Genomic DNA, 13,845 nt, shown 5'->3' with positions numbered 1-13,845 from the left:
GTGGGATCTTTAACATTTTTGGCAGTGATCACCTCGCCAAAGAACGCCTTCATGACATTATCTTTGGCGGTTTTGTAATGCTCGAACGCTTGACAGGTGCTGATCAGATCGCCTTGCCATGTTGGGATGGTGCTTTTCATCTTACCAAATCGGTTTACCACCTCAGGCATGGTCTTGGCAAATTCTACCGCGCGCATGGCGTCATCGCGGTTATTGCAGACCAGCGCCATGTCACAGCCTGCTTCGATGGCGGACTTGACGCGAGCGGTGACATCGCCTGCAACATGAGCAGCTTTCATTGATAGGTCGTCTGAGAATAGCACGCCATCATAGCCTAACTGCTGTCTTAGGATGTCTTGTAGCCAGACTTTTGAGAAGCCTGCTGGTTTGTCATCGATTTGGCTAAATATCACATGTGCAGGCATGAGCGCATCGAGTTTTGATAAGTTGTTTTTGAAGGTAATGAGGTCGCAGGCCCATATTTCATCGAGGGTGCGCTCATCTACCGCATCTGAGACGTGCGAATCAGGGGTGATGGAGCCGTGACCGGGAAAATGCTTGCCGGTGGCCTTCATGCCTGCATCATTCATGCCATCGATAAAGCGCGCCGATAGTGCGGTGACGACCTCTGGATCGGCATGAAAGGCGCGATCACCAATGACCAAACTACATCTATCGATGTCCATCACAGGCGCAAAGCTGATATCGACGCCCACCGCGAGCACTTCGCATGCCATCAAGTAGCCTGTATCATAGGCGAGCGATAAGGCAAGCTCTTGATTATCATCATATATCTCCCCCAGTCGTCCCATCGCAGGCAGGGGTGTAAAACCATCGCGAAAGCGCGCCACTCGACCGCCTTCTTGGTCGGCACTGATGATAAGATTGGGATTGATGGCTCTCATGCTGTCGGTTAAGGCGCGCACTTGGGTAGGGTCTGCCACGTTACGTTTAAATAAAATCACCCCGCCCAATGCGTCATTTGCCAAGAAGTTCTTATCGTCGTCGGTTAAGGTCAGACCATCCACGTCCGCCATGATGATGCCAGTTGCCATAACTTACCTTAATGTAGTGAAATAAATTTGCTTATTATACGATGAATTTGGGCAAATGTATCAATCGGTAGAAATTTACTCACAAAAACCATCACACAAGCAAGGTTGAGTATGGTAAGATAATGCGAATTTTTCTTAATTTTACTGATTAATAATAACATTGGAATATATTATGAAACAGCAATTTTTATTGTCGGGTGTGGCGACCGCTGTGGTGGGTGTTTTGCTTGCTCAGAGCATCAGCACTGTGGCGACAGCCTCGGACAAACAAGGCTTTGAGCCGAATGTCGAACAAAAAGTCACCGCCCGCCAGGTGTCGTTACTGCTCGATCGTGCGCATTATCTGGATCAGCCGCTAGACCGAGAAATGGGCAAAAAAATCCTTGAAGCTTACTTTGATAATTTGGATGCATCACGCACTCTGTTGCTACAGTCAGACGTGGATGAATTCATGGCAAAATACGGCGACACCTATGCTGAGCGTCTAAAGCGTGGCGATCTGACAGCGGGCATTGAGATTTTTGAGCGTTATCGTACGCGTGCCAACGAATATTATGATACCGCCAAAGAGATGCTGGCAAAAGATGTCGATCTTAGTACGAATGAATCCATCATTCTAGATCGTGAAGAGGCGCCACGTTTTGCCAGTAAAGAAGAGCAGCTGCGCTATTGGCAAAATCAAACCACTTATGCATTGATTAACATCACCCTAAACCAAGAAGATGATAAAGCCAAAGACAAGGCATTTATTGATAATCCTGAACTGTCTCGCGGTCAGGATTTGGTGAAGGGTGAGAATCGTACGCCGAACGAGATTTTATTAAATCGTATCAATCGCCAGCAGCAGCAGTTGGCACGCCTAAAAGACGATGAAATTATGGAAGGCGTGCTAAATGCGGCGATGATGGCATACGATCCGCACAGTAACTACTATGCACCTGTGCAGGCGAACGAGATGCAGATTCAGTCAAACCTACAGCTAGAGGGTATTGGCGTATCTATTCGCCCTGATCGCAAGAACCCTGATTATACGCGTATCATCAGCTTGGTTGATGGTGGACCCGCCCAAAAAACAGGGCAGATTCGTGCCAATGATCTGATCCTAGGCGTGGCTCAAGACGGTGAAGAGATGGTGGATACCATCGGATTTAGCACGCGCGAGATCGTGGCGCTCATCCGCGGCGCAAAAGGCACAACCGTCACCATCAAAGTCAAGCAGCCTAATACGTCTGACAGCTCAGCGCGTAACGTAACCATCGTGCGTGACGTCATCAAGCAAGATGAATCAGGCGTGCACCATCGCATCGTTGAGATGCCTTATGAGGGCGGTATTAAGCGCGTTGGCGTGCTAGAGATTCCAAGTTTTTATCTTAATTTTCAGGCGCGACGCAGTGGTTTGAGTGCTGATAATTATCGTTCGGTCAGCATCGATACCGAAAAAGCCCTAAAAGCCTTAAATCAAGAGAACATCGATGGACTCGTGGTCGATCTGCGCAACAACCCCGGCGGCTCACTGGATGAAGTTGCCAAGATGATGGGCTTATTCATCAAAGAAGGTCCGCTGGTGCAGATTCGAGATAACCGCGGCAACGTCCAAATCTACGCCGATAAAGATGGCGGTCGTCAGCTATACGCAGGCGATATGTCTGTGCTGATTAATCTAGGTTCAGCATCAGCATCAGAGATTTTCTCCGCGGCGATCCAAGACTATGGGCGCGGTCTGGTGGTGGGTAGCACCACCACGGGTAAGGGCTCAGCTCAGGCGCAGCGTGACGATCTGGCGCTTGGTACGGCAGCGATTACCCAGCGTAAATTCTACCGTATTAATGGGGGCAGTACTCAGAATAAAGGTGTCGTGCCAGACATTCCGTTGGTGAATATCTATGAGGGCATTGAATTTGGCGAACGTGAATACAAGAACCCACTAGAGTGGGACACCATCGCAACCACCCAATACACTCCCGAGGGTAAATACAGTCAAGCGTTAATTGAGCGTCTAACTAAAGAATCTAAGGCGCGCCAAGATCAAGACGTGCAGTTTAAATACCTAAGCGAGCTTAATGCCATTCGCGCGCTAGATGACGACAAAAAACCTGTCGATGTGAACATTGATAAGCGCCGAGCCAAAGCCAAAGAAATTGAAGCTTTGACACTAAGGGCTGAGAATGCGCGTCGTCAGGCGACGGGTGAGGCGCCTTATACTGACTGGGCTACTTATCAGGCAAGCGTCGATGCCTTGGCTGAAGAGCGTGGTGCAATGAAAGAGCATGAGCGTCCAAAACTGCCTGAAGAAGAGGCCTATATCTTCGAGGCGGCACGCTTAATGTTCGATGCTAAGAAATAACACAAAGCAATGAAGTAAATAAAAAGCCATCGTGATGATGGCTTTTTATTTTAATAAATGTGATTTATGACTTGGTTGTGTTTTGAGCCTCTTTTGTGGCGTCCTTGCCTTTGATGGGTAGCACAACCAAGAAGCGGGTCTTGCCTTGCCATGTGTCTGTGCTGATGTGTCCACCATGGGCTTCTACGATTTGGGAGACTAGAGACAAGCCAAGACCTGAGCCTTTTTTCTCCTGTTTTAGGCGTACAAAGGGGCTAAAGATGTCTTTGCGTTTATCTTCTGGAATGCCACTGCCCTGATCGACAAAGGCAAGCACCGCAAAGTCCGCTTCTTTTGGTGGCGCGTCTTTTTGGCGAGAGAAACGTAGCAAAGGTTTCTTGACGGGCTTGACTGCTTCGCTAATAATCTCAGGGATGATCTGCGTAAGATTGTCCGGAATGTTCTGCGCGCTTGATAAATCTGCTGCTTCATACAGATAGACTTCAATGGGCGGCACACCGTGAATCATGGCGTTATTTAGAAGGTTTCTCACCAGATGGGTGAGTAGCTTGGGCTGTGCGATGATGGTTATGGCTTCGGCGGTCAGAGTCACCTCGGGGTAATGCTGGCACTCTGTGCGCACCAAATCATACAGATCAACCTGCTCGGCAGCTTGCAGGGCGTGACCAGCATCAAGACGCGACACCAAAAGAATGCTCTCAACCAGGTCATTCAGCCCTGTCAGATCGCGATTGATGGCTGCGGCGCGTTTGTCAAACTTTGCCTTATCATTATCATTTAGCTTATGGGCAAGCATGTCCATCATCTCAATCTGCAATCGAATGCGCGTGATGGGCGTGCGAAATTCATGCGATGCATGAGCAAGCAGAAGGTTATTGGCGTTGATGAGTTGCTCGATTTTTTTGGCGGATTGGTTGAAACCGCGTGCCAAGGCTGCGATTTCATCATTACCATCTTCATTTACGCGCACACTAAAATCACCATTACCCAACTTATCCATCTCTTGGCTCATCTGATTGATGCGCTTTGTGATGTTGCGTGCAATCCACCATAGCACCGCTGCCATCATGATGATCAATAGGAGTGTGCCTGTGAATAGGTTTAGCAAGCGTGAGAAGGGGCGTTCTTTTGGCGGAATACGGCTTTCATACCACACCTTATAGCCTGCACTGTTCTTTATGGTGATGTGGTGATGCGCAGGGGAGAATACACCAGGGACAACATTATCAATCCACGGGCGTTCGCCGACAAGCTTTGGTGGTAAGTCGCTGTTCTCGGTCTGCAGGATGAGCTCCCCTGTGGGGCTGTACAGACCGATTTTGGCATTTAGGCTTTCGTCAAAGATGTCAAAGCTTTTTTTGACCACGGCTAAGATGAACCGCGCTTTTAGTAGTTCGTTTTCTTTGGTTAGGGCTTCAGCTTGGGTCACTAAAGGATCAATCTGTGTGACGATCTGCTCAGCGATGGCACGCGATCGTACGCTGTCGGAGTTGTTATGCACAAGCTGAGACAGAACAATCATGGCAATGGCAAAAGCCACAATCGCCAAAAAAACGCTAAGAAATAAGCGGGCGAAAACAGAGTTTGGGGCGAATTGAAATTGCTTCATAAACTTTAAAAATCACATAAAAAAGACCATCATGGCGATGGTCTTTTATCAGACAGACCTATACTTGGTCGGTCGCGAACTGGTAACCCACACCGCGCACGGTGATGATGCGTTTAGGCTGACGCGGGTTGTCTTCGATGAGTGCGCGTAGGCGTGAGATGTGTACGTCAATGGCGCGATCTATGTTTTCTGAGCTGTCATCGTTTGGCATGGCTTGCCACAGTTGTTCACGATTTAGCACCTTGCCAGCATGGGTTGCAAAGTAATGCAGTAGCTGGAATTGGTGCGTGGTCAGACGTACGATCTTGTCATCGATGGTCACTTCGTGGCTGTCAGGGAACACCGTTAGGCGACCGAATGTTAGACTGCCAGAATGTAGGTCGGCTTGGTTTGGCGTCTCGTGGCGACGAAGTACCGCACGGATACGTGCAAGCAACTCACGCGGCTCAAACGGCTTAGAAATATAATCATCAGCACCCATCTCAAGACCCAAAACACGATCGGTGGTATCGCCCTTAGCGGTCAGCATGACGATGGGAACTTTATTGATGTGTGGGTTCTTTGAACCACGAACTTTTTGGCAGACTTGCATGCCATCCATGTCAGGCAGCATCAAATCAAGCACGATTAAGCTGATGTTGCGTTCTTTGGCATCTAGCAGGTCAAGTCCGCCTTGACCTGTGGCGGCATGATGTACTTCATAGTAGTTCATTGACAGATAGTCGCTGATTAGCTCTGCCAAATCTGGGTCGTCTTCGATAAGTAAAATTTGTTTATTCATGGATTATCCTAGTTGAGTAAGCTATTTCAAAAATGAAATTAAAATCTAGTATGCATATCTTGCCAATGTTTGCTTGGCTTGACAAGTGTTAATTTGTAGCAAATAACACCTTTTTATGGAAATTTGCGCAAAGTTCCCAAGAATCGCGTAAAACTAAGCGGCTTTTGAAAATTGTCAGTAACAATTCGCATTATCGTGTATCAATCGACGACCACGCGTTTGCCATCGGCTTTCATTGGCAGTTCAGCCAAGACAATTAAGCTGTCTTCGGTGATGCCTGATACCAAGAATCTGCGTGATTCTGGCAGGTATTCGATGATGTGCACGCGCGACAGCGTAAGGCTGGCATCTTGCTTGACCACCCAGACGTTCGCGGCGATGGGCGCTTGAGGCTTGTGCGGCGGGGTGTGGAGCTTGATTAGGTCAAGTGTTGATAAGTCGTCATCAACGATGGCGAATTCAGGCACGAGTGCGCCAACACTGATCTGACCGTATTCCACGATGCCTTTGGCGAATTGCCCTGAGGTGAGTCTGTTGGCACTGTCTTTTTTTGGTGAGATTTCAACACTGACATCAATCGTGCTAAATGATTCTGGGCTTTCGGTCACGCGAGCGATTTGTCCGCTAAATGGCGCATCATCAACGCTGATGTCGACGGTCTTTCCGATTTTTAGATGTGGTTTTAGATAGGCGGGCAGACGACTGATGAACTGATATTTTGATTCATCAACGAGGGTCAGTAGGGGTGTGTTGGCTTTGATGGTCATGCCAGTATTTAGATGTAAATTGTCTACCGCCCCACCAAAAGGCGCGGTCAGCATGATGATTTGCTCATCTTCTGATGGACTGTTTCGCTCTTCATCTTCATTGGCTGCGTCTATTGATAGCGGTTGAAGATGGGCCAGGGTGTCGCCTTTTTTGACAGCATCGCCTGATTTGACAAGAACATTAGCCACCGTGATGTCAATGGGCTGAACGAGATTGATTCTTTGGATGGGCGCGATGATGCCTTGTAAGCTAAAACTGGGCTGATAGCGTGACATCTTGACTGAAGATAGATGTATGCTATCTAGAATAACCTCGTCACCGTCGAAATGTACGGGGTGTTCGGCGATGTCATCTTGCAGTAGTTGGTCGCGCTTCGTGGCGGCAGATTCATCACGGTTGTCAATTTTATTGTCCAGATGCTCTGCCACATCCGCGCTGCCCACATCTTGGCAGCCGACGAGTAATGCAAAAAAATAAGGTAAACAATAAACAGCACGCATGATGATTGGTAAGACATAGAATTTAGGATTATCTTAGCATGTTTTTTATAAAAAATGAGATTTTTTGCAGATAGGCGATGATTGGTGAAATAGTAAACAAAAAACTCATGGATTTTTTTGGATAATCCGTTAGACTATAAAGGTATTTTAATTTAACGTGGGAGATTTTATGAGTTCTGCACATCACAAGCCCAACGCCAGTTCTGTGCAACCTGTCCAAAAATATGCGCTTGCCGTGCGTATCTTTCATTGGGTGGGGGTATTGCTGATCTTGGCGGCGTTCATCACCATCAATCAAGGCGATGATTTTATTGGCGTGCACAAATCCATCGGGGCCAGCTTCTTAATTTGGACGATTCTTCGTATCATTACTCGCTTTGTGACCAAAGCACCAGCGCCCGTACCAGCACCTGCACTTCAGACATTGGCTGCGCATTTGGTGCATTTGGCGTTATATGTGGTGATGCTTGCCATGCCAATCACAGGCGCGCTGATGTCAATGTATGGCGGCCGTGGCGTGAGTGTATTTGGGTTATTTGAGCTGCCTATGATCGTTGGCGTGGATCGTGATATGTCAAAACTCATGAACCTTTGGCATACTGAATTTATCTGGACGGCGATGTGGCTACTGATCGTTGCACATATCGGTGCGGCGCTTTATCATCAATTTGTGGTGAAGGACAATCTGATCGCAAGAATGCGCTGATGCCAATAACCAGTTCAATGACCAGTTGTTAATAGCGCATACGAAAAACACCCAAAATGATTTGGGTGTTTTTCTCTTGATGCGTTTTGAGTTTTTGGGCGTGGCAGTTGTTACTTGTCTGACGCCACTTGCCTGCTGTTACTTGCGATCAGGCAGGCTGATGCTCATCTCAAGCATGTCAATATCATCTTCGTGGTGATGATTGATGTTGACATTGTCAAGCTGTACGCCATTGACGTATTTATTGACCACTTCTAAGATTTCACGCTTCATCTGCTCAATGCGGTCGGCTGTTAAGCGAGTGTTCAGACGGTCAGAACTTGCCACGATGACCTTTAGGCGGTCTTTGGCGATGTCTGCGCTGCTAGGTGTGTCATTACCCCCAAATAGGGATGCCCAGAATCCTTTTTTCATATTAGCCTCCGAACAGTTTTGCAAAGAAGCCTTTTTTCTTCACGTCTAGGTGGCGCAGTGGGCGCTCTTCACCCAAGAAACGTGCAACGATGTCATCATAGCACTGACCTGCCGCTGATTCAGGGTAGTGAATCACAGGCTGACCGTGGTTAGATGCTTCTAGCACAGCGTTACTCTCTGGGATCACACCAATCAAAGGCACGCGTAGAATCTCGTTCGCGATGGTGTCGATGTCCATCATCTCGCCTTGAGCGGCGCGCTCTGGGTTGTAGCGAGTGATCACCAGGTGTTCGCGTACGCTGCCACCTTCCTCAACTCTCTTGGTGCGAGACTGTAGGATGCCGATGATGCGGTCAGAGTCACGCACACTAGATACTTCTGGGTTGGTGACGATTAGGGCTTCGTCCGCATGATACATGGCAAGCTGTGCGCCACGCTCAATACCTGCTGGACTGTCACAGATGATGAAGTCAAATGCTAAGTCTTCTGCCAACTCTTTCATAACAGTGGCAACACCTTCGTCAGTCAGTGCGTCTTTGTCACGAGTCTGTGAAGCAGGTAGAATGTACAGATTCTCTAGTTGCTTGTCTTTAACCAATGCTTGGGTTAGCTTGGCGTTACCGCTAATAACGTCAACAAAGTCATATACGATGCGGTTCTCACAGCCCATGATCAGGTCAAGATTACGCAAGCCCACATCAAAGTCGATGATGACAGTCTTATAGCCACGCTTGGCCAGGCCTGCACCAAAAGATGCGCTCGTGGTGGTCTTGCCAACACCGCCTTTACCTGAAGTTACTACGATGATTTTTGCCACAATGGCACTCCTTAGTTAAATATAATCATTTTATCTATTAAGTTATGCTAATAAATAAAACAAATGCAAATTTATCAAAAAATTATCTAATAAGCATAACATATTTTACCAATTTATGAATAATTTTGCGAAAAATTATAGGCAAATTCGCCAGTAAATTGATAAAAAATAAACAGGTTTTTGTCTTTTTAAATAAAAATGACAATTAGGTATCAATTTTGGTAAATACCAAGCCTTCTTTTTCGTCATAACTGACTTGTACCGCCTCATCGATCATCTCGCTTGGGATGCCTTCTGAGAGGCAGTAGGTGCCTGCGACAGACACCAATGTTGGATTGAATTTTTGGCAGAAGATGCGAGCGTCTTTATCGCCTGTCGCACCCGCCACCAATCGACCCAACCCGCGACCATAGATGTGCAGGTTGCTGTCAGTGATGGCTTCAGCGCCTTGATTCACCCCGCCGATGATGGTGAGGTCGCCACCGAAGTGATGAATGCTCTGACCTGAGCGTACCATCTGTGCGTAGGTGCTGCTTGGCTGAGGCTGATAGGTGGGTGCTTGTACCGGTGTGCTGACGGCCGTGTTGGCATTATTGTTAGTGCTATTGTCAGGCTTATTAATCACTGCAGGTTTGACAGGGCGATCTTCTTTGGGTTGAATGCGTTCGAGTCGCTTGCCATCAGGAGGGAGGATGGCAAGGCGAAGCTGTTTGGCTTGGGTGTTGAGCACCCCATCGACCACGCCAATCGGCTGCACACCAAGCTGCCACAAGTTGTCCACCAGTGCTTCTAGGTCTAGATTGACATCACTGTCGATTACGACGGGGATGTTCGCGGTTGCTGAATTGCCTGACAATGCATTGGTCAATTCAGCCTGAATGTCGCCTAGATTATCTGTGGTGATTTTGATTCGGCTGAAGGTCAGCATCTTGCCGAATAACTGAATGGCTTTACTCATGATAATAAACCGTCTTAATGAAATAAAATAAAACGCTAAGATTGTAGCATTTTTTTGGCGTCGAAAGAACACCGCTTTTCTTTAATTGCTTGAATTTCCAACAATATCTATCGTTGCCAGCTTTAAATTATTGGTGTTCTGATACCGCTGCTTTGATTTGTGCACTGTGTTTCCATTGCTGAGCTTTGACTTGTTGCTCAAAAGCACTCAGCGCATCTTCGACCACATTGGCAACGAGTTTTTGAAGTGCTGGGCGATCGGTGTCGATGCTTGCCACACCTTTGGCAATCTGCACCATGAGCGCGTCCAGCGTCCTATCGTCGAACAGGTGTGAATTCACCGAAGTGGTGACATTCTCCCCGATGTTCTTGCCGATGGTGGTGATCTGATTCTCGATGAGATTGCCCGCGATCGGGATGAGTTTTAGGTATTTTTTGAGTTCTGGGGTGTCAATGAGCGCGCGCTCAACCGCAGCTCCGATGTCAGATGAGAGCTGTTCACCAACCTGGTTATTAAAAGCTAAGCTTAACTTAGGGCTAAGCTCTGCGCGCAGAAGCTCAAGTACGGCATTTTCAAAGGCAGCACGGTTTTTGTTGATGGTGTCTTGGATGAGTTTGTCGTGAGTTTTTGAGCGTTTGATTTGTTCGCGGATGTTGTCGGTGGCGGTTAGAATCACTCGATCGGACAGCTCTTCTAGAATCACGCCATAGTAGAATTTGGCTGAATTGATCCAACGCTCTGGAATGACCTTAATACCCACTTCGTGCAGGCGCTTGATGATGATACCAGCGCGGAGCAGTCTAAGCGCACGCAGGGCAGGGAAACACGCCAATACTTCATACCAATGCACAAAAGGAAAGAAAAACCATCGATGATAAGTATGGTCTACGATGGCAAGCACCCAGCGCACCGTAAGCTCTGTCACCCACAGCAGTGTGAACATGCCACCAACTGCCGCAAGCGTTTCGTGATACTGGTTTTGGTACACCTGCAAAGGTGCGCTAAAGTTCATCCATTCTGCGAGCTTCTCGACGAGCGCACTCATCAGAATGTTATCTATAAAGATTAGTGTCAAGTCCACCACGAGCAGACCAAGCATCAAGATGTCGTAGCCGATTTTAAGTTTGCTTGGCTGATGATCGTCTGAATCACTGCCAAATAAAGGCACGACGTCATTAGGCACTTCGTGAGATTGTGGTATGCTTAGGTCGTCCAGGTCGGGTGTTTGTCGCATAGAATTATCACAAATTAAAAGTATTGGGCTGTTATTATAGCGCTGCTATTATGTTGTTGAGTCAAATTCAGCCAACATCTCATTGATACGAGCATCTTTGGCTTTCCAAGTCTCATCCAGCCATGAGAACAGCTTGGCTTTTACGTCATCATTGCTGTCGTATTCACCATTTTTTAGGGCGTTGAATAGGTCATCTTCCATCTTGATGTGGCGAATATCGACGCCCAGGCGAGTAAGTTTACCTTGCCAAAGATCGCTATATTCAGGCGCGCCGTCAGGGTAGACGAGCGTCATGTCTAGGATGCCATCTATCTGCTCGCCAAGACTGCTGATGGCAAGCGCAAAACCGCCCGCTTTTGGTTTTAGTAGGTGCTTATAGGGTGATTTTTGGGCGGTGTGTTTGGCTTTGGTGAAGCGCGTGCCTTCTAGGTAGTTGAGCAGAACAAAAGGCTTATCAGCGAGCAGTCCGCACGCGCGTCGCGCTTCGTCTAGGTCGCGTCTGGCGAGTTCTGGGTTTTTGGCGATTTGCTCTTTTGAGTGGCGTTTCATCATTGGAAAGTCCAGAAAATAAAACGTCTGACCCACCACAGGAATGTATATCAGCTCATGCTTGGCAAAAAAACGCGTGATCGGCAGACGACCTTCGCTGGCGTACTGAATGATGCTCGTGTCTACCCATGACTGATGGTTGCACATGAGTAGGTATTTGCCATTTGGGTTTAGGTCATCGGGCAGGCTGATGCGCCAGTCTTTGGCAGGCAATACCTTGTCGATCATGAAATTATTTGAGCGAATCCAATAATCTGCCATGCCGATGACTGCCTTGTCAGCACGTTTTGATTTGCCGAACATCTTAGCAAGACCGGCCGTATAAAGTGGCGCTGACAAGGCCAAGCTATTGGCTGCGATGCTGCCCGTGCCAATCGCAAAGGATAATTTTTGGGCGAGTTTTGGGTTGGTTTCGTGTAATTTTTGAAAAAAAGGCAGGGTCTTACGAGAATTTGCGCTCATGACTGATCCTAAAAATCTTATTTTTAATCAATAAAAGGTTATAAATTGCGCAGGTGTTACAAATTGTGTAACAAAATATGAAAAATTCTGCGAAATTCAAAAATTTAAACGCATTTTATCAAATTTTGATAAAAAAACGGTAAATTTGTCCGAAAAAATCCGTTGAAATCTAATTTTTGAAAAATTTTGATACAATATTACTCAGCATTTGTTTCCAAACGACCAAAATTTGAAAGGTGGATTGGTCATTTTGGTGAAGAAGTCTGTGATTTTGGCTGATTTTTTGGGGAAATCTGACAAAAATATCTCAAAATTATGGTGATTTTTCAAGAAAGATAATCAAAAGTACACTGATGAGATACACACTTACAACAGACAAGCAAGTTTTTTCATTCATAATGCAATCAAGGCAAGCGAATTAGCTCTCTAATCTGCTTGAGATAATTTCAAAAATTTTATAAAAAGACTTAAGGAGTCTAACATGAAAATGAAACTACTTGCTGTAACAGCATTGGCATCTAGCATGGTTATCACAGGCTGTGCGACTACTGGCGGTCCAGTTGTTAACGATCAAACCAAAAAAGCCGGCATCGGCGCATTGGCAGGCGCACTAGGTGGCGCCGCTATCTCTAAAGCGACTGGTGGCGAGAAGACTGGTCGTGACGCAGCGATCGGCGCAGTATTGGGTGCGGGCGTTGGTGCGTACATGGGTCGCCAAGCTAAGCAAATCGAACAACAAATGGCAGGTACTGGCGTTGAAGTACGTCAAGACTCACAAGGTAACATCAACCTAGTAATGCCAGGCAACATCACATTCGCTCATGATGACGCAACCATCAGCTCATCATTCTACAACAGCCTAAACCAATTGGCTCAAACAATGATCCAGTATGATCAAACCACCATCGTTGTGGCAGGTCACACTGACAGCACGGGTACCGCATCTTATAACCAAGCGCTTTCACAACGTCGTGCGGCAGCAGTATCTAACTACCTGGTATCTCGTGGTGTACCAGCACACCGTATCAGAACAGTAGGCTATGGTCAAACTCAGCCTATCGCGAGCAACGCGAACGAGTCAGGTCGTTCTCAAAACCGCCGCGTAGAGCTAACCATCAACGCACCACAAGAACTTCGTTAATTCTTAGCGTTGATCATTCAAAAACAGGTTGGATTATCCAGCCTGTTTTTTTGTGTTGATTTATTTTGTGCTAATAATAAGACTGCTATAATGATTTATTTATCCCAAAGAGTAAATACGCTCATGCGATCAGAGCAGTTATTAAGACTACATCAAGACTTTGCTGAACAAGGAATCGTTCTAAGCATCACCAAAAAATCAGTAAAGAACATTAACTTTCGCATGAAAGCGGGCGAATGTCATGTCAGCGTGCCAAGATGGGCATCTGAGCGTGCTGTCATAGAGGCGGTTCGAGCGCGGTTGTCTTGGGCGTTTCAGACGCATCATAAACTACAACAAAAAGCGCATTTTCACCATGCTTATGAGCGAAGATTATGGGGTGAGAGTTTGGATTTGCCCGCTGATGAAAGTCAGATTTTACGAATTTATCGGCAGGCGTTATCTTCTCGGTTACCCGATTTGATCGCCAAATGGCAACCCATCGTTGGTAGGGTCGCCAGTGAAGTG

Annotated in this window: 11 protein-coding genes and 2 pseudogenes; 4 read left to right on the top strand and 9 right to left on the bottom strand. The window is 47.0% G+C overall.

Going from position 1 to position 13,845, the window contains the following annotated elements; genetic code table 11:
• Nucleotides 1–32 precede the first annotated feature (32 nt).
• A pseudogene (gene nagZ / locus GY683_RS03030) lies at nucleotides 33–1,055 on the bottom strand (beta-N-acetylhexosaminidase); the annotation flags it as partial.
• A 169-nt stretch (nucleotides 1,056–1,224) separates the two neighbouring features.
• Between nagZ and GY683_RS03025 the strand changes: the two are divergent.
• Nucleotides 1,225–3,399, top strand: coding sequence for a carboxy terminal-processing peptidase (locus GY683_RS03025; protein ID WP_297287355.1), 2,175 nt, complete (start codon nucleotides 1,225–1,227; stop codon nucleotides 3,397–3,399).
• Between the two features lie 64 nt (nucleotides 3,400–3,463).
• Here the strand turns inward: GY683_RS03025 and GY683_RS03020 are convergent, their stop codons facing one another.
• From GY683_RS03020 to GY683_RS03010, 3 genes are all read right to left on the bottom strand, one after another.
• Nucleotides 3,464–5,008: an ATP-binding protein gene (locus GY683_RS03020; protein ID WP_297287340.1), complete on the bottom strand. Its 1,545-nt coding sequence runs from the start codon at nucleotides 5,006–5,008 to the stop codon at nucleotides 3,464–3,466.
• Nucleotides 5,009–5,066: 58 nt separating this feature from the next.
• Complete coding sequence (locus tag GY683_RS03015) at nucleotides 5,067–5,789, bottom strand: response regulator transcription factor (protein ID WP_297287339.1); 723 nt, start codon at nucleotides 5,787–5,789, stop codon at nucleotides 5,067–5,069.
• 200 nt (nucleotides 5,790–5,989) lie between these two features.
• Nucleotides 5,990–7,057: an HlyD family efflux transporter periplasmic adaptor subunit gene (locus tag GY683_RS03010; protein ID WP_297287338.1), complete on the bottom strand. Its 1,068-nt coding sequence runs from the start codon at nucleotides 7,055–7,057 to the stop codon at nucleotides 5,990–5,992.
• A 169-nt stretch (nucleotides 7,058–7,226) separates the two neighbouring features.
• On the opposite strand from GY683_RS03010, the gene GY683_RS03005 reads away from it, so the two are divergent.
• Nucleotides 7,227–7,763 (top strand): cytochrome b/b6 domain-containing protein, encoded by a 537-nt coding sequence (locus GY683_RS03005; RefSeq protein ID WP_297287337.1) that lies wholly within the window; start codon nucleotides 7,227–7,229, stop codon nucleotides 7,761–7,763.
• Between the two features lie 138 nt (nucleotides 7,764–7,901).
• On the opposite strand, the gene minE is transcribed toward GY683_RS03005, so the two are convergent.
• From minE to GY683_RS02980, 5 genes are all read right to left on the bottom strand, one after another.
• On the bottom strand, nucleotides 7,902–8,177 hold the full coding sequence (minE, locus tag GY683_RS03000; protein ID WP_297287336.1) for a cell division topological specificity factor MinE: 276 nt from the start codon (nucleotides 8,175–8,177) through the stop codon (nucleotides 7,902–7,904).
• 1 nt (nucleotide 8,178) lies between these two features.
• Nucleotides 8,179–8,994, bottom strand: a complete 816-nt coding sequence (gene minD, locus GY683_RS02995; RefSeq protein ID WP_297287335.1) for a septum site-determining protein MinD — start codon at nucleotides 8,992–8,994, stop codon at nucleotides 8,179–8,181.
• A gap of 205 nt (nucleotides 8,995–9,199) precedes the next feature.
• The gene (gene minC / locus GY683_RS02990; protein ID WP_297287334.1) at nucleotides 9,200–9,952 is read right to left on the bottom strand and encodes a septum site-determining protein MinC; all 753 of its coding nucleotides are present in this window, start codon (nucleotides 9,950–9,952) and stop codon (nucleotides 9,200–9,202) included.
• Nucleotides 9,953–10,079: 127 nt separating this feature from the next.
• Nucleotides 10,080–11,186, bottom strand: coding sequence for a hypothetical protein (locus GY683_RS02985; RefSeq protein WP_297287333.1), 1,107 nt, complete (start codon nucleotides 11,184–11,186; stop codon nucleotides 10,080–10,082).
• A gap of 48 nt (nucleotides 11,187–11,234) precedes the next feature.
• Nucleotides 11,235–12,197, bottom strand: a complete 963-nt coding sequence (locus GY683_RS02980; RefSeq protein WP_297287332.1) for an acyltransferase — start codon at nucleotides 12,195–12,197, stop codon at nucleotides 11,235–11,237.
• Between the two features lie 481 nt (nucleotides 12,198–12,678).
• Here GY683_RS02980 and GY683_RS02975 point away from each other — a divergent pair, with 481 nt between their 5' ends.
• Entirely contained in the window at nucleotides 12,679–13,338 is a 660-nt protein-coding gene (locus GY683_RS02975) for an OmpA family protein (protein WP_297287331.1), read from the top strand.
• 90 nt (nucleotides 13,339–13,428) lie between these two features.
• Nucleotides 13,429–13,845: pseudogene (locus tag GY683_RS02970) on the top strand (DUF45 domain-containing protein); the annotation flags it as partial.

The organism is Moraxella sp., assembly GCF_024227015.1.
In the GTDB taxonomy this organism is placed as follows: Bacteria; Pseudomonadota; Gammaproteobacteria; order Pseudomonadales; family Moraxellaceae; genus Moraxella.
The sequence above is the reverse complement of the archived record's forward strand: the minus strand, read 5'-3'. Positions and strand labels throughout refer to the sequence as shown.

Excerpts from the sequence above, each read along its gene's own strand:
- GY683_RS03020 (WP_297287340.1), bottom strand. The coding sequence starts at position 5,008 with ATGAAGCAATTTCAATTCGCCCCAAACTCTGTTTTCGCCCGCTTATTT.
- GY683_RS03015 (WP_297287339.1), bottom strand. The coding sequence starts at position 5,789 with ATGAATAAACAAATTTTACTTATCGAAGACGACCCAGATTTGGCAGAG.
- GY683_RS03010 (WP_297287338.1), bottom strand. The coding sequence starts at position 7,057 with ATGCGTGCTGTTTATTGTTTACCTTATTTTTTTGCATTACTCGTCGGC.
- GY683_RS03005 (WP_297287337.1), top strand. The coding sequence starts at position 7,227 with ATGAGTTCTGCACATCACAAGCCCAACGCCAGTTCTGTGCAACCTGTC.
- minE (WP_297287336.1), bottom strand. The coding sequence starts at position 8,177 with ATGAAAAAAGGATTCTGGGCATCCCTATTTGGGGGTAATGACACACCT.
- minC (WP_297287334.1), bottom strand. The coding sequence starts at position 9,952 with ATGAGTAAAGCCATTCAGTTATTCGGCAAGATGCTGACCTTCAGCCGA.
- GY683_RS02985 (WP_297287333.1), bottom strand. The coding sequence starts at position 11,186 with ATGCGACAAACACCCGACCTGGACGACCTAAGCATACCACAATCTCAC.
- GY683_RS02980 (WP_297287332.1), bottom strand. The coding sequence starts at position 12,197 with ATGAGCGCAAATTCTCGTAAGACCCTGCCTTTTTTTCAAAAATTACAC.
- GY683_RS02975 (WP_297287331.1), top strand. The coding sequence starts at position 12,679 with ATGAAAATGAAACTACTTGCTGTAACAGCATTGGCATCTAGCATGGTT.